The 20,228-nt window shown below is 69.4% G+C and carries 19 protein-coding genes and 1 tRNA gene; 7 read left to right on the plus strand and 13 right to left on the minus strand.

Features of this window, described 5'->3' with window-relative positions; translation table 11 throughout:
* Nucleotides 1-101: 101 nt before the first annotated feature.
* From ACWGO6_RS13805 to ACWGO6_RS13815, 3 genes are all read left to right on the plus strand, one after another.
* Nucleotides 102-1,067 (plus strand): acetylxylan esterase, encoded by a 966-nt coding sequence (locus tag ACWGO6_RS13805; RefSeq protein ID WP_452326975.1) that lies wholly within the window; start codon nucleotides 102-104, stop codon nucleotides 1,065-1,067.
* A 75-nt stretch (nucleotides 1,068-1,142) separates the two neighbouring features.
* Nucleotides 1,143-1,871: a response regulator transcription factor gene (locus tag ACWGO6_RS13810; RefSeq protein ID WP_136041498.1), complete on the plus strand. Its 729-nt coding sequence runs from the start codon at nucleotides 1,143-1,145 to the stop codon at nucleotides 1,869-1,871.
* Nucleotides 1,872-1,897: 26 nt separating this feature from the next.
* The gene (locus ACWGO6_RS13815; RefSeq protein ID WP_136041497.1) at nucleotides 1,898-3,400 is read left to right on the plus strand and encodes a sensor histidine kinase; all 1,503 of its coding nucleotides are present in this window, start codon (nucleotides 1,898-1,900) and stop codon (nucleotides 3,398-3,400) included.
* A 163-nt stretch (nucleotides 3,401-3,563) separates the two neighbouring features.
* Here ACWGO6_RS13815 and ACWGO6_RS13820 read toward each other — a convergent pair whose 3' ends face one another.
* The 7 genes from ACWGO6_RS13820 to ACWGO6_RS13850 all read right to left on the minus strand — a co-directional run bounded on the left by ACWGO6_RS13820 (nucleotide 3,564) and on the right by ACWGO6_RS13850 (nucleotide 10,286).
* Nucleotides 3,564-4,397 (minus strand): endonuclease domain-containing protein, encoded by an 834-nt coding sequence (locus tag ACWGO6_RS13820; protein ID WP_136041496.1) that lies wholly within the window; start codon nucleotides 4,395-4,397, stop codon nucleotides 3,564-3,566.
* Between the two features lie 290 nt (nucleotides 4,398-4,687).
* Nucleotides 4,688-6,262, minus strand: coding sequence for an FAD-dependent oxidoreductase (locus ACWGO6_RS13825; RefSeq protein ID WP_136041495.1), 1,575 nt, complete (start codon nucleotides 6,260-6,262; stop codon nucleotides 4,688-4,690).
* A 15-nt stretch (nucleotides 6,263-6,277) separates the two neighbouring features.
* Entirely contained in the window at nucleotides 6,278-7,159 is an 882-nt protein-coding gene (locus ACWGO6_RS13830; protein WP_136041494.1) for an FAD:protein FMN transferase, read from the minus strand.
* Nucleotides 7,160-7,173: 14 nt separating this feature from the next.
* Complete coding sequence (locus tag ACWGO6_RS13835; protein WP_136041492.1) at nucleotides 7,174-7,647, minus strand: FMN-binding protein; 474 nt, start codon at nucleotides 7,645-7,647, stop codon at nucleotides 7,174-7,176.
* 93 nt (nucleotides 7,648-7,740) lie between these two features.
* The gene (locus tag ACWGO6_RS13840; RefSeq protein ID WP_136041490.1) at nucleotides 7,741-8,775 is read right to left on the minus strand and encodes a ribose-phosphate diphosphokinase; all 1,035 of its coding nucleotides are present in this window, start codon (nucleotides 8,773-8,775) and stop codon (nucleotides 7,741-7,743) included.
* Nucleotides 8,776-8,782: 7 nt separating this feature from the next.
* Nucleotides 8,783-10,213, minus strand: coding sequence for a bifunctional UDP-N-acetylglucosamine diphosphorylase/glucosamine-1-phosphate N-acetyltransferase GlmU (gene glmU, locus ACWGO6_RS13845; protein ID WP_136041489.1), 1,431 nt, complete (start codon nucleotides 10,211-10,213; stop codon nucleotides 8,783-8,785).
* Nucleotide 10,214: 1 nt separating this feature from the next.
* A tRNA-Gln gene (locus ACWGO6_RS13850) sits at nucleotides 10,215-10,286 on the minus strand.
* Nucleotides 10,287-10,411: 125 nt separating this feature from the next.
* On the opposite strand from ACWGO6_RS13850, the gene ACWGO6_RS13855 reads away from it, so the two are divergent.
* Together ACWGO6_RS13855 and ACWGO6_RS13860 are read left to right on the plus strand one after the other, a co-directional pair.
* On the plus strand, nucleotides 10,412-10,909 hold the full coding sequence (locus tag ACWGO6_RS13855; RefSeq protein ID WP_136041487.1) for a GNAT family N-acetyltransferase: 498 nt from the start codon (nucleotides 10,412-10,414) through the stop codon (nucleotides 10,907-10,909).
* Nucleotides 10,910-10,916: 7 nt separating this feature from the next.
* Entirely contained in the window at nucleotides 10,917-11,411 is a 495-nt protein-coding gene (locus ACWGO6_RS13860; protein ID WP_136041486.1) for a MarR family winged helix-turn-helix transcriptional regulator, read from the plus strand.
* A gap of 40 nt (nucleotides 11,412-11,451) precedes the next feature.
* Here the strand turns inward: ACWGO6_RS13860 and ACWGO6_RS13865 are convergent, their stop codons facing one another.
* On the minus strand, nucleotides 11,452-11,928 hold the full coding sequence (locus tag ACWGO6_RS13865; protein ID WP_136041485.1) for an RrF2 family transcriptional regulator: 477 nt from the start codon (nucleotides 11,926-11,928) through the stop codon (nucleotides 11,452-11,454).
* 62 nt (nucleotides 11,929-11,990) lie between these two features.
* On the opposite strand from ACWGO6_RS13865, the gene ACWGO6_RS13870 reads away from it, so the two are divergent.
* Both ACWGO6_RS13870 and ACWGO6_RS13875 read left to right on the plus strand, forming a co-directional pair.
* Nucleotides 11,991-12,740 (plus strand): SDR family oxidoreductase, encoded by a 750-nt coding sequence (locus tag ACWGO6_RS13870; RefSeq protein WP_136041483.1) that lies wholly within the window; start codon nucleotides 11,991-11,993, stop codon nucleotides 12,738-12,740.
* A gap of 88 nt (nucleotides 12,741-12,828) precedes the next feature.
* Nucleotides 12,829-13,752 (plus strand): pseudouridine synthase, encoded by a 924-nt coding sequence (locus tag ACWGO6_RS13875; RefSeq protein WP_205820266.1) that lies wholly within the window; start codon nucleotides 12,829-12,831, stop codon nucleotides 13,750-13,752.
* On the opposite strand, the gene ACWGO6_RS13880 is transcribed toward ACWGO6_RS13875, so the two are convergent.
* The 5 genes from ACWGO6_RS13880 to ACWGO6_RS13900 all read right to left on the minus strand — a co-directional run bounded on the left by ACWGO6_RS13880 (nucleotide 13,739) and on the right by ACWGO6_RS13900 (nucleotide 20,183).
* On the minus strand, nucleotides 13,739-14,398 hold the full coding sequence (locus tag ACWGO6_RS13880) for a methionine ABC transporter permease (RefSeq protein WP_136041480.1): 660 nt from the start codon (nucleotides 14,396-14,398) through the stop codon (nucleotides 13,739-13,741). The genes ACWGO6_RS13875 and ACWGO6_RS13880 overlap by 14 nt on opposite strands.
* Nucleotides 14,398-15,441, minus strand: a complete 1,044-nt coding sequence (locus tag ACWGO6_RS13885) for a methionine ABC transporter ATP-binding protein (protein ID WP_136041479.1) — start codon at nucleotides 15,439-15,441, stop codon at nucleotides 14,398-14,400. The genes ACWGO6_RS13880 and ACWGO6_RS13885 overlap by 1 nt, the downstream gene beginning before the upstream one ends.
* Nucleotides 15,442-15,539: 98 nt before the next feature.
* On the minus strand, nucleotides 15,540-16,451 hold the full coding sequence (locus ACWGO6_RS13890; protein ID WP_452326976.1) for a MetQ/NlpA family ABC transporter substrate-binding protein: 912 nt from the start codon (nucleotides 16,449-16,451) through the stop codon (nucleotides 15,540-15,542).
* A gap of 104 nt (nucleotides 16,452-16,555) precedes the next feature.
* Nucleotides 16,556-18,325, minus strand: a complete 1,770-nt coding sequence (locus tag ACWGO6_RS13895; RefSeq protein ID WP_136041477.1) for a Na+/H+ antiporter — start codon at nucleotides 18,323-18,325, stop codon at nucleotides 16,556-16,558.
* Nucleotides 18,326-18,365: 40 nt separating this feature from the next.
* A complete protein-coding gene (locus tag ACWGO6_RS13900; RefSeq protein ID WP_452326977.1) occupies nucleotides 18,366-20,183 on the minus strand; it encodes an ABC-F family ATP-binding cassette domain-containing protein in 1,818 nt (605 codons plus the stop codon).
* Nucleotides 20,184-20,228 lie beyond the last annotated feature (45 nt).

Here is a 20,228-nt window from a genome sequence, read left to right on the forward strand (position 1 = left end):
TGCGATCATGTCAATGCGTCGGCTTCACGGGCCGCGGCGCCGCCTCGTCGCGCCACGCCGGTAACGTCGAGCAGGCAGAACCACCCGAAAGGACACATGCGGTGCCCCAGGATCCTCCCGTCGAGCTGACCGAGTACTCGCTGAGCGCGCTGCTGAACCGGCCCACGCCACCCCACGAGCCGGACGACTTCGACGACTTCTGGCGCGCGACCTTCCAGGAGTTCGGCACGGGTCCCGTGGCGTGGGAGCTCACCCGCGAGCTCGCTCCCACCGAGACGCACCGGATCTCGGAGATCCGCTTCCGTTCCTCGGCCGACGAGGCCGCCGCGGCATACGTCATGCTGCCGCACACGCTCGGGAATGCGCCTCGTGGGCTGGTCGTCGGACACGGCTACGGCGGCCGCACCGCGCCCGACCTCGACCGGGTGCCCGGCGACACCGCCGCGATCTTCCCGGTCGCACCCGGCACGCACGTCGGTACTCCGAGCCGCTTCCCCGCCCTCCCGGACGAGCACGTCCTCGCCGGGATCGGCCACCCCGACACCTACTCGCACCGCTTCAGCGCGGCCGACATCTGGCGCGCAGCCACCGTCCTGCTCGAGGTGGCGCCCGCGGTGGCGGGTGCCCTCGACTTCAGCGGCGGGAGCTTCGGCGGCGGCATCGGCGCGCTCGCACTCCCCTGGGATGCACGCTTCCGCCGCGCCGTGCTGGACGTACCGAGCTTCGGCGACCACGAGGTGCGGCTCACGCGCCGGTGCACGGGAAGCGGGGAGGCCGTGCGTCAGCATCTGCAGCGGCACCCCGAGGTGCGGCCGGTGCTCGACTACTTCGACGCGGCGATCGCGGCACGGAGGCTCCGGATTCCCGTGCACGTGACCGCGGCGGTGCAGGATCCGGCCGTCGATCCCCGGGGCCAGTTCGCCGTCTATCACGCGCTGACAGGGCCGCGTCGCCTGAGCGTCCGCGCCGCGGGGCACCTTCCCGGCGAGATCGGCGAGCTGTCGGACCGGCTCGCCCTGCAAGCCGGCATCGACTTCCTCGCCCTCCCCGACGAACGGCTGGTGTGACCGCGCCCGGGCCCTCCCAGACAACACATAGCGATCTCCATAGAAATCACATAGGAGATTCCGCAGAATAGGGACATGACCAGCGACCTGCCCGAACTGCGCCGCCCCGACGGCACCCCCCTGCGCATCCTCGCCGTCGACGACGAGCAGATGCTGACCGACCTGCTCGCGATGGCCCTGCGCATGGAGGGCTGGGAGGTGCGCACGGCATCCTCCGGTCTGGAAGCGCTCCAGGTCGCGCGCGATTTCGAACCCGACGCGCTCGTGCTCGACATCATGATGCCCGACCTGGACGGCATGTCCGTGTTGAAGCGGCTGCGCGAGTCGGGGAACCTCGTTCCGGTGCTGTTCCTGACCGCCAAGGATGCCGTGGGCGACCGCGTGGCCGGCCTCACCGCGGGCGGCGACGACTACGTCACCAAGCCGTTCAGCCTGGAGGAGGTCATCGCACGGCTGCGCGCGATCATCCGCCGCACCGGCCACGCGACCACCGACGACGGACAGTCGATCCTGCGTGTCGCGGACCTCACGCTCAACGAGGACAGCCACGAGGTCGTGCGCGACGGCACCGAGATCGAGCTCACCGCGACCGAGTTCGAGTTGCTCCGCTACCTCATGCGCAACGAACGGCGCGTGCTGTCGAAGGCGCAGATCCTCGACCGGGTCTGGAGCTACGACTTCGGCGGCAAGTCGTCGGTGGTCGAGCTGTACATCTCGTACCTGCGCAAGAAGATCGACGCCGGCCGCACGCCGCTGCTGCACACCGTCCGCGGCGTCGGCTACATGATCAAGGCTCCGCAGTGAGCTCAGCGACGATGATGAGGCGGCCGATGAGCCTGCAGACACGGCTGATGACCGCCGTGATCGGGTTCGTGTCGCTGATCCTCATCATCGTCGCCGTCATCACCAGCGCCACGCTGGGCAAGACCATGGAGGACCAGCTCGACCAGAAGCTGAGCACCTACGCGCACCAGTTGGCGGATCGGACCGGAGCCTTCGCACCATCTTCTGCCACGGCGCAGAACGTCCTCTCCGGCCCCACGGCGTCACCGCCGGCCGGACTCGTGTTCGTGGTCTCGAGCCCTGTCACCGGCTTCAGCGGGGTGGTCGCGAAGAACTCGTCGGGAGAGGAACTCACCGGATCCCTGGAGCCACTCAGCAGCACGCAGCTGGCGGAGATCGCACTGTCCCTGAAGGGCACGTCGGTCGCCACCGTGTCCCTCACCGACCTCGGCTCCTACCGGATCATGGCCCTGCCCGCGACCAACGGCGTCGTCGTGATCACCGGGCTCCCCCGCGACGAGATCCAGAGCCAGCTCACGCAGCTGCTCACCGTGATCGCCCTCGCCACCATCGGCGGTCTGATCCTGTTGGCGCTGACCACCGCGATCACCATCCGGGTGAGCCTGCGCCCGCTGCGGGCCGTCGCGCTCACGGCGACCAGGGTCGCGAACCAGCAGCTGGATCGGGGCGAGGTGACCATCACCGAGCGTGTGCCGGCATCCGAAGCCGATCCGCGCACCGAGACCGGTCTCGTCGGTGCGTCGCTGAACAAGCTGCTCGATCACGTGAACACGTCGCTCGCCTCGCGGCAGAAGAACGAGGAGCGGATGCGACGGTTCGTCGCCGACGCCAGTCATGAACTGCGCACGCCGCTCGCCTCCATCCGCGGCTACTCGGAGCTGTCGCTGCGCGCACTGCATCGGCATCCGGCCGCGGAGCAGGGCCCCGAGGTCATCGAGAGCACGACCTCGTCGCTCGAGCGCATCCAGGCGCAGTCCCTGCGGATGACCCGCCTCGTCGAGGACCTGCTGCTGCTCGCGCGGCTCGACGAGGGTCAGGAGCTGGTCTACGGCACGGTGGACCTCGCCCAGCTCGCGCTGGAAGGTCTCTCGGATGCCCGCCCGACGGCGGCCGACCACCACTGGAGCATCGAGGTGCCAGACGAGCCGGTGACGGTCGTCGGCGATGCCGGGCGGATGCACCAGGTCGTCGCGAACCTCCTCGCGAACGCCCGCACGCACACGCCGGCCGGCACCACGATCACGCTGAGCGTCGCGAGGGAGGGCGACGATGCCGTGCTGCGCGTACACGACGACGGCCCCGGCATCGACCCCGCCATCCGAGACGAGCTCTTCGCACGCTTCGCCCGCGGCGACAGCTCCCGGGCCCGTCAGACCGGGGGAACCGGACTGGGCCTCGCGATCGTCAAGGCCATCGTCGAGGGCCACCACGGCGTCATCTCGGTGGCCAGCGAGCCCGGCGACACCACCTTCACGGTACGCATCCCGGTCACCCCCGCGGCCGCCGGAGATGTCGCGCCCGAGGCGTGAGCCGGATCCCCTCCACTCGCGTAACCCGCGGCGTCCTGCGATCCCCGCGCTCCTGGTCGCACACATGTCGGGAGAAAGCACGGATGTCGGAAGATACCGCGGCGAGTCGTCCGATATCCGTCCGATCTCCCGACATCCGTACAGGCAGGGGTTACCGAAGGCGTCAGCTGCGCGCACGCAGGCGGGTGATGGCGGCGAGCACGGCGGCCTCGACCGTAGGCCAGGCGTGGACGATCTGCGCGTAGTCGAACCTCAGCGTCTCGTAGCCGAGAGCCGACGCCGCGGCATCCCTCACGAGATCACGGTGGCGATGCGCGGGGACATCATGGTTGCCTTTCCCGTCGGCCTCGAGGATCAGGCGCCCATCGAGCACGAAATCCACTCGCCCGACGGTCGGGATGGTCACCTGGCAGTCCAAGCTGATGCCGTGCAGGTGCAGACGCAACCGCAGGAGCGATTCGAGACCGCTGTCGGCATCCGATCGCGCGAGGTCCACGAGCCAGTGCGCGCGGGCCGGTAGTCGACGGCGAATCCGGCGCAGTGCCGCACCGCTGATCTTCTGCTGCACCAGTGCGGACTCCAGAGCGGCGAAGAACGCCTCGTCTCCGGCACAGCGGTAGACGTGGATCAGCACCTCCTCCAACGGGGCGAGTCCGACACCGGCGTGACCCGCGTCATAGTGCGCGACGCACTCACACTTCTCGTGATGAACGCGGCCCTTCGCGCCGAGCCAGACGTGAACGGGGCCGCCGGGGTTGAGCACCCAGACGCCGTGCAGGCGCAACGCGTGGGCGCAGGTGAGGGCCCCGCCGTGCGCCGCTGCCTCCACGAGGCTCGTATCCGCATTCGGGTCGGCGAACACGCCCGCTCTCACGCGGATCAAGGTGTCGGCGCGAACAGCATCCGCCCGCATCCGACGAGTGATTCCGTACTTCTCGAGCAGGGTTCCCCGCACGACACCGCCGTGCCGGTCGGTCGCGGATTGAGCGCTGAGCATCCACCGATCCTGATGCTCCCAACGGACTGAGCGAGCTGGATGCCGCCGTTGTGGGGCGATCCGAGGCGAATCCGGGATGTGCAGAAGGGGATGCGCCGCACACTCGTCGGGAGGATGCACAGATGTCGGGGCATCTCGCGGCGATTCGTCCGACATCCGTGCGTACTCCCGACAGGTGTACCTACGGGCGGGGACGGACGGACGGGACGGGACGGGACGGGACGGACGGGACGGGCGGGACGGACGGGAGGTACGGGTGGGGTGGGACGGATGGGGTGGGACGGGATGGATCAGTAGCCGGCGAAGGCGTCGGTCGTGAGGGCGCGGGCCTTCTGCAGCGCGGGGGCGAGGTCGGCGATCAGGCGCGGCGGCCCGGAGATGAACGCATGGCGGGCGGCGAGATCGGGCACCGTGCGCTCGAGGGTCTCGGCATCCAGTCGTGCGCCCCGCGCCCAGGACCAGTGCGCGGGCAGGTCGAGCGGCTCGTCGCGGGTGAACACGACCGTGCGCACGCCCGTCGCGGCGAGCTCATCGCGGAAGGCGAGCTCGGACGCCTCTGATGCCACGTACACGAGCACCACGTCACGCTGCTGCCCCGCCGCTTGAAGCTGACGCAACTGGGAGACGAACGGCGTGACGCCGATCCCGGCGGCGACCATCAGCACCGGATGGTCGCCGCGCGGCAGGATGAAATCGCCCCAGGTTCCCGTGACCGCGAACGTCGCGCCGGGCTCGGCGGCGGCCAGGGCCCGCTTGTAGCTCGACGGATGCTTCTGGTCGCCGTTCTTGTACGCGATCCGCAGCGTCGGCAGGTCGGCCGGCGCCGACACGATGCTGAACTCCCGCCGGGTGCCGCGCGCGTCGGGGCGGTGATGCGGGACGTCGAGCTCGAGGTACTGCCCCGGGAGGAATCGGACCCGGCCCTTGGCCCGGAAGGTCAGCTCCTGCGCGGTCGGGGTGATGAAGTCCCGCCGCTCGAGCACGAGTCGCACCGACCCCCGCAGTGCGAACGCGAAGGCCACCAGGTTCCCGATGAGGAGAGCCCGCTCCTGGCCGAGCGTGAACAGGCCGGCGACCGAGATCGGCCACCCGGCGAGGAGACCCACCACGACGGCCACCGCGAACTGCTGGCGGCGACGCGGCGGAAGCGTGAGCGGCTCGGAGAGCATGAACGCCCCGAGGAACAGGAACGGCGACTGCAGCACCGCGAACTGCAGCGCGGTGAGCACATCGAAGTCGATGTCGAACTGCGCGGCCTGCACGCCCTGGCGCACGACCGCGGTGACGACGGCGACGAGCACGAAGATCAGCACCACCCGCACCTTCTCGGTGCGCCACAGCACGGCGAGACCGAGGACGAGCACGGGGATCGTCAGGACGGGCGTCCCGACCCACCAGGACGACGACGTGCCCAGCCACTCGAACGCTCCGAATGCGCCGAGGATCGAGACGACCGCCGCACCGAACGCCGCCGGGTTGAAGATGTGTCGACCGCGCCACGCGATGAGGTACTTCGACACGCTCGCCACGGCTCCGGCGAGGGCGAGTCCGAGGAGCGCGCCGAGCTCGAGACCGGGGCGGAGCACGAACAGCAGGATCAGCGCCGTGACGAGGGAGGATTCGATGCGCCACGGCAGCCGCAGGATGCGCTGGGCTGCGGCGTCGACGAGCGAGATCACGATCGCGAGCACCAGGAACGACGCCACCATCTCGAGCGGCGTGGGCGAGACGATCACGCCGAACAGCGAGAGCACGAACGCGATGACGGCGAGGGCGATCAGCGCGAACAGCACGAGGCGATACATCGAGAGCGAGCCCAGAACCGCGAGGACCCGCTGACGTGCGGCGGCGAATGAGGTGATCACGTTCTCCACTCTTCCCTAATTCGTTGCTGTGGGGCGCGTCTTCGTCTCCGTGAGGAACAGTTCCGCAGGGCATCCCGGCGAGTGCTGCACCCGGCCGTCGGTGCTCATCCGCACCCATTCCACGCCCCAGGCGTCGGCGAGCTCCGGTCCGCCGTCGAAGAATAGCGCGGTCGAGACGGCATCCGCCGTCATCGCGTCGGGGGCGAGCGCCCACGTCGCCGCCCACGCGCGCACCGGAAGCCCCGTGCGGGCGTCGAGTACGTGGTGCAGTCCGTTCCCCCACGCCCGCCGGTTCACGGCGGAGGCACACAGTGCCTGGTCGCGCACCTCGACGACCCCGATCGCCTTCGTGGCGTCGTACGGATGCTCGAGCCCGATGCGCACGGCCGCACCACGCACCCGGATGTCGCCGCCCGCATCGACCACCACATCGCCCGGCACGTCCGCGAGCGCTCTCATCACGAGATCGACGAGTCGCCCCTTGCCGAGCGCGCCGACGTCGAGGAGCGCCGGGACGGATGCCGTGACCTCGGCGGTCGTCCACGACACCTGCTCCTGCCAGGCGTCCGGAGCGCGCACCGGATCACCGCCGACGAGCGAATAGCCCGCGTCGTACCCGAGGGCTTCGAGACTGACCGCGACGAGCGGGTTCACGGCGCCGCCCGTCGCCGCCGAGAGCTCGCGGTACGCGTCGAGCATCGGAGCGGCGTCCGGTGAGGCGAAGGAGCCGCCCTCGCGTCCGAGCCGCGTCACCGCGGAGTCGCCGCGGAACCGGGACCACTCCCGGTCGAAGCGCTCGATCTCGGCGTCGACCGCCGCACGCACGGAGTCCGCGAGCGGATCGGTCGTCTCGATCTCCCAGTGCGTTCCGATCGCCTCGAAGCGCCAGCTCGCCATGCGGCCTCAGGCGCCTAGGCGGCGGCCTGCTCCTTGATCGACTCGACGGCGTCGTTGAACCCGCCGCTGGTGAGCGACGAGCCGGCGACCCGGCTGACGTTCAGCTCGTCGATCGACTTGCCCTCGACCTCGTCGGCGATGCCGTCGATGAACTGGCCCTGGTACTGCTCGGTCTCGGGTGCCTGCGGGTCGCCCGTGACCTCGACATCGGTCACCACGCCGTCGGCGAGGGTCAGCGTGACGGAGATCTGCTCGACCGTCTCGGGGGTCTGGTACGAGCCGTCGGCCGTGTAGGTGCCGTCTTCGTAGGTGGCGGTGGAGTCGCCACCCGACGACTCCGACGAACCGGCATCCGGCGTGCTGCCGGCGTCGTTCGATGAATCATCCGCGTCGGTGGCGCCGGAGCACCCGGCGAGGACGAACAGGCCCGCGATCCCGAGGATGGCGGATCCCTTGCGGACAGAGGTCGGTACGGTCGTGCGGATCATGCTGGTCCTCCCGGCGCGGTGTCGGTCGACGGGATCGTCGACCTTTCGACCGTAAGCACCGTGTCTATGCGCGGGCTGTGCCGTGACGATGCGTTACGCGTCGCCGCCGAACATGCTCGTCACGGAGCCGTCTTCGAAGACCTCGTGGATGGCACGGGCGAGCAGCGGCGCGATCGGGAGGATCGTGAGGCTGTCCCACCGACGCGACTCCGTGAGCGGGATCGTGTCGGTGATGACGACCTCGTCGATCGACGAGTCCTGCAGGCGATCGGATGCCGGGTCGCTGAAGATCGCGTGGGTCGCCGCGACGATCACACGGTGCGCTCCGGCCGCCTTGAGAGCCTGGGCGGCCTTGACGATCGTGCCACCGGTGTCGATCATGTCGTCGACGAGGAGGCAGGTGCGCCCCTCGACGGTTCCGACGATCTCGTGCACCGAGACTTGGTTGGCCACCTTCGGGTCACGGCGCTTGTGGATGATCGCGAGCGGAGCACCGAGGCTGTCGGACCAGGTGTCTGCGACGCGGACACGCCCCATGTCAGGCGAGACGACGGTGAGGATCTCGCGGTCGGCCGGCGAGAGCGTGCGCTCGAAGTAGTCCAGCAGCACGGGCTTGGCGAAGAGGTGATCGACGGGTCCGTCGAAGAAGCCCTGGATCTGCGCGGCGTGCAGGTCGACGCTCATGACGCGGTCGGCGCCGGCGGTCTTCAGCAGGTCGGCGACGAGACGGGCGCTGATCGGCTCGCGACCGCGACCCTTCTTGTCCTGACGCGAATACGGATAGTACGGCGCGACGACGGTGATGCGCTTGGCGGATGCGCGCTTGGCGGCATCGATCATGATGAGCGTCTCCATGAGCCACTCGTTGACCGGCTCGCCGAACGTCTGGATCAGGAAGAGATCGACGCCGCGGATCGAAACCTCGAAGCGGGCGTAGATCTCACCGGACGCGAACGTGCGGTGCTCGACCGGGGCGATCTCCGTGCCGAGCGCTTCGGCGACCGCTGCCGTGAGTGCCGGGTGCGAACGCCCGCCGGCGACGACGAGTCGCTTCTTCGTCTTGGCGATGATGCCGGGAGCCACGCCGTTGTCGCGATCCAGATCGACCGTCTTCTTCTTGCGCGCCATGCTCCGCCTATTCCGCCGAATTCTCGCGGGACGCAGCATCCGCCGCGCCCGTGCCTGCTCTGTTCTTCGCGACCCAGCCTTCGATGTTGCGCTGGGGTGCGACGGTCATGGCCAGTGCGCCGGCCGGGACATCCTTGCGGACGACCGCGCCGGCGCCGGTCTTCGCGCCAGCTCCCAGCCTAACGGGCGCGACGAGCACCGTGTGCGAGCCGGTGTGAACCTCGTCGCCGATCTCGGTGCGGTGCTTGTTCACGTCGTCGTAGTTCGCCGTGATGGTGCTCGCGCCGAGGTTGACACCGCGGCCGATCGTGGCGTCACCCACGTAGGACAGGTGCGGGACCTTGCTGCCCTCGCCGATCTCGGCGTTCTTCGTCTCGACGTAGGCGCCGATCTTGCCCTTGGCGCCGAGGACCGTACCCGCGCGGAGGAACGAGAACGGGCCGACCGTGGCCTCCGCCCCGATCACGGCGAGGGTGGCATCCGTACGACGGACGGTCGCGTCTTCGCCGACCTCGCAGTCGACGAGGGTCGTGTCGGGTCCGATCACGGCCCCGGACGCGATGACCGTGGCACCGAGGATGTGCGTGTTCGGGAGGAGGGTGACGTCGGGCGAGAGCTGCGCGTCGTCGTCGATCCAGGTGGTGGTCGGGTCGATGACGGTGACGCCCTCGAGCTGCCAGCGGCGCACGATGCGCTGGTTGAGCAGGCGACCGACCTCGGCCAGCTGCGCGCGGTCGTTCACCCCGAACGTCACCGCGATGTCGGAGACCACGGATGCCGCCACCCGGTCGCCGTCGCGACGGAGCAGCCCGGGGACGTCGGTCAGGTACATCTCGCCCTGCGCGTTGTCGACGCCGACCCGCGGCAGGTACGTGCGCAGGGTCTCGGCGCGGAACACGTACATCCCGGCGTTGATCTCGCGGACGGCGGCCTCTTCTGCACTCGCGTCCTTCTGCTCGACGATGCGGTCGACACCTCCGTCGGCGTCACGGACGACGCGGCCGTATCCCGTCGGGTCGTCGAGCAGTGCCGTCATCAGCGTCGCCGGAGCGCCCGACGCGCGGTGCTCCGCCACGAACGCGGAGAGGGTGTCTGCGTCGGCGAGCGGGCAGTCGCCGGAGAGCACGAGCACGTCGCCGTCGAAGTCCTCGGGGAGCGCGTCGACCGCCACCTGAACGGCCCGTCCTGTTCCCGGCACGTCATCTTGGTCGATGAACACCGCGTCGGGGTAGTCCTTCGCGAGGGCGGCGACCACCTGGTCGCGCTCGTGCCGCACGACCACCTCGATGTGCGCGGCCTGCAGCCGCCCGGCCGTGGTGAGCACATGCCCCACCAGCGGACGCCCGCCGATCGGGTGCAGCACCTTGGGCAGACGCGACTTCATGCGCGTGCCCTGACCTGCAGCGAGGACGATGATGGCGAGATTGTTCCCAGTCATGCTCCGCCGCCAGGACTCGAACCTAGACCTAACAGCTCCAAAGGCTGTCGTGCTGCCATTACACCACGGCGGACCGCGCCGCCCACGAGGGCGCCGCGGATCAAGTCTGCCATGCCCCAGCCTGTGTTCCGATGTGCGCGGACGTCGGCCCTCCCGCCCCGTCACGGTTCCGAAACACGACTCTGGAATGCTGACCCCATGAGCATCGTGATCGAAAAGGTCGAGTCGGCGACCCCCGCCCTCGCAGAATTCCTGGTCGCCCACCACGCGGAGTTGGAGCACACCGCGCCCGCCGAGAGCCGTCACGCGCTCGTCTTCGAGCGCCTGCTCGCCCCCGGCGTGCGGCTGTTCGCGGGCTCCGTCGACGGTCGCCCGGTCGCCACCGGTGCGCTGGTCACGGTCGAGGACGACTATGAGGAGCTCAAGTCGATGCGCACCGATCCGGCGCTGCGCGGCCGCGGGCTCGGGAAGTCGATGCTGAACTTCCTCCTCGCCGATGCGCAGTCGCGCGGCATCCGCCGTCTCTCGCTCGAGACCGGCAGCGACGACTTCTTCATCCCCGCGCGCGCGATGTACGCGGCGGCCGGCTTCCGGGAATCCGGCCCGTTCGGTCGGTACCTCCCCGACCCGTACAGCTTCTTCATGACCCTCGAGCTGCCCGTGGCGTCCGTCGCGCACGAGCCGCACACGCGATAATGGGCGGATGAGCGAGGCGGATGAGGTCGACCGGATCGTCGGCGCGTGGAACACGCAGCGACCCGACCTCGATTTCTCACCCCTCGAGGTGCTCTCCCGGATGGACCGCCTCTCGCGCCACCTGGACCGCGCCCGCCGCGACGTGTTCCGCCGCAGCGACCTGGAGCACTGGGAGTGGGATGTGCTGTCGGCGCTGCGCCGTGCGGGCACGCCGTTCCAGCTCTCGCCCAAGCAGCTGCTGCAGCAGACCCTGGTGTCGAGCGGCACCATGACCAACCGCATCGACCGGCTCGTCGGCCGCCGTTTCGTGCGCCGCGAGGCCGACCCGGGCGACGGACGCAGCGTGCTCGTGACGCTCACCGACGACGGGCGCATCCGTGTGGACGCCGCCATCACCCGTCTCGTCGACGTCGAGGCCGATCTGCTGCAGGCGCTCTCGCGCTCGGACCGGGATCGCCTCGCCGCGCTGCTGCGCAAGCTGAGTCTGAGCTTCGACACGTGAGTATCGACGCCTGAGCATCGACGCCCGGGCATCGCGCTTCTCAGCCTGCGGCGTCGAGAAGCAGCCTGCGGTTCTTCTCCGGGACCCCGGCGGGGAGGCCGGCGACGATCTCGGCGACCGTGACACCGGCCAGCGACTCGCGCCACGCCTCGTGCGCCCGACGCATGACCGCCGCGAGCGCGCAGGGCCGCGTGCAGTCCTCGGGACGTGCCGCCCCGCGCCCCTGCTGCCGCAGCTCTCGGCAGACGTACGGGTCCGCGGCGCCGTCGACGGCGGTGACGAGGTCGAGGATGCTGATCCGCTCGGGCTCCCTGGCAAGACGGAACCCGCCGCGCGGACCGGTGCTGCCGGTGAGGATGCCGGAGCGCACGAGCTTGGCGAGCTGCTTCGACAGGTACGGGCCGGGGACGCCGAAGTGCTCGGCCAGCTGCGCTCCCGAGACGGTCGACCCCGCGGGAAGCTGCGCGATCACGGCGACCGTGTGCAGCACCCACTCGGACGTCTCCGGAAGTTTCACTTGCCCAGTGTATCCGCATCAGCCTATTGTGGACACGTAATATCCATGATTAAGGAGCGGACATGCGCATCGCAGTGGCAGGTGGAACGGGTCGGATCGGACGGCTGGTCGTGGCGGAGCTGGCAAGGGAAGGCCACGAGGCCGTCTCCCTGAGCCGCAGCGAGGGGATCGACCTGCTCACGGGCGTCGGCCTGCGCCAGCGACTGGAGGGCGTGGATGCCGTGATCGACGCGACCAATCCCCCGGTCGCCGACATCGCGGAGGCCGAGCACGCGTTCGCCACGATCACCCGCAACCTTCTCACCGCCGAGGCTGAGGCAGGCGTCGGTCACCACGTCGCCCTGTCGATCGCCGCGCTCGACGCCGTCGCCGGAAATCCGCACTACTACGGCAAGCGCGCCCAGGAGCGCGAGGTCATCGCGGGCGCGGTGCCGTTCACGATCTTGCGAGCGACACAGTTCCACGACTTCCCGGCGATGATCGCCGAGTGGACCGTCGTCGACGGCGAGGCGATCGTGCCGCCGCTGCTCCTGCAGCCGATCGCCCCGACCGACGTCGCCGCCGCGCTGGTCGCGACCGCCGCGACGGCACCGCTCTCGGCATCCTTCGACATCGCGGGACCCCGCACGGAGGACGCGGTCGACATGGCTCGACGCACCCTCGCTGCGCGCGGCCAGGATCTTGCGCTGCGGGCCGCCTGGCGGGATGCCGCTCTGGGCGTCGAGTTCGCCGGCGAGGTGCTCCTCCCCGCGCCCGACGCCCGCGTGGCGCCGACATCGTTCGAGGACTGGCTCGCCGCGGGAGCCGACTGACCGACGGAGGCGGCGGCGCGGGTCGCTTAGGGTGGGAGCATCCCGTTCGCGACCCGCGACACTGTTCTCCGGAGGCCGACTGATGGGCATGCCCTCTCCCCTCCCGGTGCGCGACGGCGTCGGGGCGACCCGGCTGCACGTGCCACTCAGCGGCTCCTGGCCCACCGTCGCCGCGTACATGGTCGAGCGCTTCTTCCACCTCGACCCCGAGCGTCTGCGCGAACGGTTCGACCGCGGTGACATCGTCCGTGCCGACGGCTCGCCCGTCCCCCGCGACGCCCCGCTCGGCAGCGTCGAGTTCGTCTGGTACTACCGCGAGCCCGCGGTCGAGACCCGAATGCCGTTCGAGATCGAGATCCTGCACCAGGACGAGCACCTCGTGGTCGTCGACAAGCCACACTTCCTGCCCACCACGCCCGGCGGGAAGTTCCTGCAGAACTCCGCGCTGGTGCGGCTGCGCAACCTGCTCGACAACGCCGACCTCGCGCCGATCCATCGCCTGGATCGCGCCACGGCCGGGCTGCTGATGTTCTCGACGCGGCCCGCGACCCGGGGCGCCTACCAGCTGCTCTTCGAGAAGCGGCAGGTGCAGAAGGTCTACGAGGCCGTCTCCGCGCTTCCCGAGGACCGGCCTCTCCCCGCGTTCCCCCTCGTGTACCGCAACAACATCGAGAAGCTCCGCGGCCAGGTGCGCGTGCAGGTCGACGACGCCAAGGAGCCGAACTCCGAGACGGCCGTCGAGCTGATCCGCGCCGACGACCGCGTGGTGCACACGCTGCTGCGCCCGCACAGCGGCAAGATGCACCAGCTGCGGGTGCATCTCGCCGCCCTCGGCATCGGCATCCTCAACGACCGCTTCTACCCCGAGCTGCAGGACGACCTGCCGGACGACTACGACCGCCCGCTGCAGCTGCTGGCGCGCGAGCTGCGCTTCGTCGACCCGATCAGCGGGAAGGACCGGGTGTTCACCACCCGGCGCACGCTACAGGAAGCGCCCGTCAGCGACGCATGACCTTGCGGGCCAGGCGTGTGCCGAGCATCTGCACGAAGTGCACGAACACGACGATCAGGACGATCGCCGCCCACATCACGAGCGGCTCGAACTGCCGGAAGCCGTAGATCTGCGCGAAGGCACCGAGTCCGCCACCGCCGACGAGTCCCGCCATGGCCGTCATGTCGATCAGCGCCACGAGGATGAACGTGTAGCCGAGGATGAGCGGACCGAGCGACTCCGGGATGGCCACGGTGAAGAGGATGCGCCAGGGACCTGCACCCATCGCCCGCGCCGCCTCGATGACTCCGGGAGACACCGAGACGAGGTGCTGCTCCACGATGCGCCCGATCGCGAACGCGGCCGCGAGACCGATGATGAAGGCCCCGGCAGTCGTCCCGATCCCCACGCCCACGACCGCGCGCGCAAGCGGCTGGGCGACCACGAGGAAGATGATGAACGGGATCGGACGGAAGAAGTTCACCACGAGGTTCACGATCACCGAGATCACCCGGTTCTGCGCGAGTCCGCCGGGACGCGTGACGTACAGGATGATGCCGATCGCGAGCCCGAGGATGCCGCCGAGCACGAGTGCGAACGACGTCATGTAGAGGGTCTCGAGCGCGGCCGCCCAGAACTCGGGCCACAGTTCGTTCAGACGATCCATCAGCGGGCCTCCTCTGCGGCGATCTCCGTCACTTCGACGCGTTCGGCGATGCGGGCCAGGACACCGTCGATCGCCGCCGCGTCGCCGCGGATCGCGAGCGTCAGATGCCCGAAGGCCCGCCCGCGGATGTCGTTGATGCCGCCGAACACGAGCTCGAAGTCGAGGCCCGCACCGGCGAGGTCGAGGAACACCTGCGCCTGCGACGAGTCGCCGTCGCGGAACGAGAACGTCACCAGGCGTCCGCGGTGGCGCTCGCGCAGCACCGCCAGCTCGGACGGCGACGGCACGCCCTTCACGACCGTGCCGACGAAGCGCTGGGATGCCGGATTCTGCGGGGCGGAGAAGACGTCGAACACGTCGCCGTGCTCGATCACGCGGCCGTTCTCCATGACCGCGACCTTGGTGGCGATGGTCTGGATGACGTCCATCTCGTGCGTGATGATCACGATCGTGACGCCCTGCTCCTGGTTGACCCGCTTGAGCAGATCGAGCACCTCATGCGTGGTCTGCGGGTCGAGGGCGCTGGTGGCCTCGTCGGCGAGCAGGATCGCGGGACCCGTCGCGAGTGCGCGGGCGATGCCGACGCGCTGCTTCTGGCCGCCCGAGAGTTGTTCCGGGTAGGCCTTGGCCTTGTCGGCGAGACCGACGAAGGAGAGCAGTTCCGCGACCCGCTTCTCGATGTCGTCCTTGGACCAGCCGGCGAGCTTGAGCGGGTAGGCGATGTTGGCCTTGACGCTCCGCGAGGAGAACAGGTTGAACTGCTGGAAGATCATGCCGATGCCGCCGCGGACCCGGCGCAGCTCGCTCTCCTTGAGCGCGGTGATGTCGACGCCGTCCACCGTGATGGTGCCGCTCGTCGCCGGCTCGAGGGCGTTGATCAGCCGCACGAGCGTGGATTTGCCGGCGCCCGAGTATCCGATGATGCCGAAGACGTCGCCCTTCTCGATCTCGAGGGTGACGTCGTCGACCGCGACGACCTCGGACCCGTCACGGGTGCGGGACGGGTAGGTCTTGGAGACGTTCGTCAGGGTGACGATCGGCATGTGCTGCTCCGGTCTGCTTCGGGAACGAAGAATCGGGTGACGCTTTTCGCGCCACCCGATTCTCCCTCATCGGACGAAGGTGGGATTCCCCCGACGTCCTACTTCTTCGACTCCGCGTCCTTCTGGACCTTCTCGAGCGAGGCGACGAGATCCTCGACCGGCGTCTGCAGAGCCACGGCGGTGTCGCCCGACGACTTCAGCAGGCCCTTCTGGACGTCCTCGTTCGTCTGGAAGATCTCGACCAGCTTGAGGTAGGTCTCGTTGTCGGCATCCTCGGCGCGCGCGGCGAAGATGTTCACGTACGGGAGGGCACTGGCGTCCTCGGGGTCGTCCTGGGCGATCGCGTCCTCGAACGTGAGACCGGCATCCTGCACGAAGTCGTTGTTGATGATCGCTGCGGCGACGTCGGGCAGCGACGTCGGGATGATCGCGGCCTCCAGCGCCTTGACCTTGACATCGGACTTCTCGGTGTCCACGTCGGCGAGGTCGGAGTACGGGGTGCCGCCGCTCTTCAGCTCGACGAGTCCGGCCTGCTGCAGCACGTTCAGCGCGCGGGCCTGGTTGGAGGCGTCATCCGGCACGGCGACGGTCTCGCCCTTCGGGATGTCCTTCACATCGTCGTACTTGGTCGAGTACAGGCCGAGCGGGTAGATCGCGGTCGACCCGATCGGGGTCAGATCCTCGCCGGAGGCGTTGTTGTACTCGGCGAGATACACGATGTGCTGGAACTGGTTGAGGTCGATCTCGCCCTCTGTGAGCGCCGGGTTGGGCTGCTCGTAGGAACCGAAGTCGACCAGCTCGACGGTGATGCCCTCGTCGGCCGCGGCCTCGACGAACGCCGGCCACTGCTCGTCGGCCTTGCCGACGACGCCGATCTTCACGACCTCGTTCTCGGTCGATCCCTCGCTGCCGGAGCCGGATTCGGACGATGCCGTCGCGCATCCTGCGAGCGCGACGAAGAGCGGGACCGCGGCGAGCGCGGCGATGACGGAAGTGGTGCGGCGTGACATGGAAGGGGTTCCTCTCTTGGGGGACTCGAATACGTTAGGCAGGCACCCGCGAACCTGCGGAATCGCGTCGTCACACGGCGTCACAGCCCGGGAAGGTGCGCAGGTCAGTCGTATTCCTCGATGCCCTGCAGACGCACCTGCTCGAGGTCGAGGCGGGCCGAGATGCGGCGCACGACGATGTCATCGACGGTGCCGGCGCCCCGGAGTCCCAGGAGCACTTCGCGCTTGCGGTCGATGAGCGCGAGCTTCAGACGCGTGTGCTCCTCGTGCCGGATCAGCGGCGAGCGCTGCGCGAGGTCGACGTCGGCCGAAGTCGCGATCATCTGCAGGACCGTTCCGTCCGTGGCATCGGGCACCGTAACCCGATCCACTCCCCCGCTCGGCGCCGGATCCTCTCCGGCAGCATCCGCGGTACCGGCGCTCAGCGGATCCGGTTCGTCGAGCATCTCGTCGAGCGCCTCGGCCTCGGCATCCACCAGGGCCTGCTCGCGCGCCAGCGTGCGGGCGTTGGCGAACTCGAGCATCGCGTAGCCCTCGGTGCGCACCCGGTCGCGGACCTCCTGACCGATGCCGTGCTCGGCGGCGAGGTCGTCGAGAGCCGCGAGGGCTGCGCCGGAGATCGCCCGCTCGGCGAGCTCGTACTCCTCGTCTTCGACGTGATCGACGGGGAACCGCGCCCAGCGCACGAGTGCGGGGAGCATCGGCCCCTGCACGAGCAGGCTCAGCAGGATCACCCCCGCGGTGACGAACACGATCTCATCGCGTCCGGAGACCGCACCGCCCTCGGCGATGGTGGCGGGGACCGACAGCGCGATCGCGAGCGAGACCGCTCCGCGCATGCCGGCCATCGTGGACACGACCCGAGCCCGCGAGCGTGCTCCCCGCGCGGGGCGTCCGCCGCTCTGGCGCTGGAACAGCACGTTCAGCACCTGGAACACGTAGCGCACGACCAGGAGAGTCGCCCACACGGCGAGCGTGATGAGCACGAGGCGGCCGATCGCGGCCGCCGAGATCTCGTGCGCGACGTACTGCACCTCGAGCCCGATCAGCACGAACAGGGCGCCGTTGAGCAGGAAGACACCGAACGGCCACGCCGCATCGGCCTGCCGGCGGGAGGATGCCGTGGTGACCCGCGGCGACACGTAGGCGACGATGAGCCCCGCGACGACGACCGCGAGGACTCCGGAGGCGTGGATCATCTCGGCCGCGAGGAACGCCGTGAACGGGATCAGCAACAGCGCCACGTTGATCACGATCGTCGAGGAGGTGCGGCGCAGCAGCAGGTAGCCCAGGCCGGCGATGACGACCCCGGCGGCGATCCCGCCGACGTACGAGATCAGCACGTCGAGCGTGACCGAGAGCGGAGTGATCTGGCCGCCGAGCGCGAGCGACACCGCGATCGCGTACAGCACGAGGGCCGTGCCGTCGTTCGTGAGGCTCTCGGCCTTCAGCTTCATGAACATGCGGCGCGGCAGCAGCCGCCCGAGCGCCGCCACAGCCGTGGCATCCGGCGGAGCGACCGCGGCGCCGAGGATGAGGGCGATCTCCCACGGCATCCCGAACAGCACGCCGATGCCGGCGACCGCGAAGGCCGACGCGACCACGAGGACCGTGCTCATGGGGAGGATGTAGCGGAAGTCGCGGCGGATCGAGCGCAGTGAGGTCGTGAGGCTCTCCCAGAACAGCATCACCGGGAGGAACAGCAGCAGCACCGTCTCGGGCGGCAGCTGCACCTCGCGCAGCTGCGGCACGAAGCCGAGCAGCAGTCCGAAGATGACCAGGACGAGCGGGAGCGCGAGACGCACGCGCGGGGCGATCAGGGTTCCGACGAGAATCGTGAGTCCGAGCAGGACGGTTACTTCGAGGCCTTCCATCTCTACCTCCCAACAGCGTTGGAAGAAGGATATTCCTCGCTCAGCCGATCTCCTCGGTGAGTTCGAACCAGCGCAGCTCCAACTCCTCGATCTCGGCCTGCTGGTCGCTGATCTTCTTCATGCGGTCACCGAGGCCCGCGTAGTCCGCCTGGTCGTGATCGGCGAGCGCGGTCTTGGCGGCGTTGACCTGCTGCGTCAGCTTCTGGATGCGCCGCTCGAGCGACGCGATCTCCTTCTGCGCGGTGCGCAGAGCCGCGCCGTCGAGCCCGGACGGGGTCGTCGTCGCGGTCGCCGCCGCGGTCGCGGTCTGCTTCGAGCCCGTCGATGCCTGCAGGTGGCGCAGTCGCAGGTACTCGTCGACGCCCCCGGGGAGGTGTCGCAGGTGCCCGTCGAGGATCGCGTACTGCTGGTCGGTGACGCGCTCCAGGAAGTACCGGTCGTGGCTGACGACCAGGAGCGTGCCGGACCAGGAGTCGAGGAGGTCTTCGATCGCGGCGAGCATGTCGGTGTCGAGGTCGTTGGTCGGCTCGTCGAGGATCAGCACGTTCGGCTGGTCGAGCAGCACGAGCAGCAGCTGCAGACGACGCTGCTGCCCACCGGAGAGGTCCTTGACCGGGGTGGAGAGCTGCGCGGAGTCGAACCCGAGGCGCTCGAGCAGCTGCCCGGGCGTGAGGTCCTGTGCCTTGGAACCCGCACCCATCGTGTACGAGGTGCGCAGCCCCGAGATGATCACGCGCACCGGGTCCTTCCAGTGCTGCGTGAGCTCGTCGAGCCGCTGCGTGAGGGTCTGCACCTTCACGGTCGTGCCGCGCTTGACCCGGCCGACCGTGGGCTCCACCGTGCCGGAGATGAGTCCGAGGAGCGTGGACTTGCCTGCGCCGTTCACCCCGAGGATGCCGGTGCGCTCCCCCGGCGCGATGCGCCACTCGATGTCGCGGAGCACGACCTTCTCGCCGCCGTCCGCCGTCGGGTAGGCCACTCCGACGTCGAGCAGGTCGACCACGTCCTTGCCGAGGCGCGAGACGGCGAGCGACTGCAGCGACACCTTGTCGCGGATCTCCGGCACGTCGGCGATGAGCTCGTTGGCCGCGTCGATGCGGAACTTCGGCTTCGCCGTGCGGGCCGGAGCACCGCGACGGAGCCACGCGAGCTCCTTCTTGGCGAGGTTCTGGCGCTTCGCCTCGGTCGCCGCCGCCATCCGGTCGCGCTCGACGCGCTGCAGGATGTACGCCGCGTATCCGCCCTCGAAGGGCTCGACGATGCGGTCGTGCACCTCCCAGGTCTCGGTGCAGATCTCGTCGAGGAACCACCGGTCGTGCGTCACGACCATGAGCGCGCCCGAGTTCGGCGACCAGCGCTTCTTGAGATGCGCGGCGAGCCAGGTGATCGCCTCGACGTCGAGGTGGTTGGTGGGCTCGTCGAGGGCGATGACGTCCCAGTCGCCGGTGAGCAGTTTGGCGAGGGAGACGCGGCGCCGCTGGCCACCGCTGAGGGAGCCGATCTCGGCATCCCACGGCAGGTCGGTGAGCAGACCCTCGATCACGTCGCGGATGCGGGCGTCGCCCGCCCACTCGTACTCCGGGGTGTCGCCGACGACGGCCGCGCTGATCGTGAGGTCGTCCGGCAGGTTGTCGGCCTGGTCGAGCACGCCGATACGCGTGCCGCCACGCACGGTGACGCGGCCGGAATTCGGTTCCTTGATGCCGGCGAGCATGCCGAGGAGGCTGGACTTTCCGTCGCCGTTGCGGCCGACGATGCCGATGCGGTCACCCTCTTCGATGCCGAGGGTCACGGAGTCGAAGACGACCCTGGTCGGATATTCGAGGTGCAGGGCTTCAGCCCCGAGAAGATGTGCCATGTTCCCTCAAGGGTAGCCGCGCGCGATGGGTACGGCGGCCAGCCT

It is taken from the genome of Microbacterium sp. NPDC055665 (assembly GCF_053618035.1).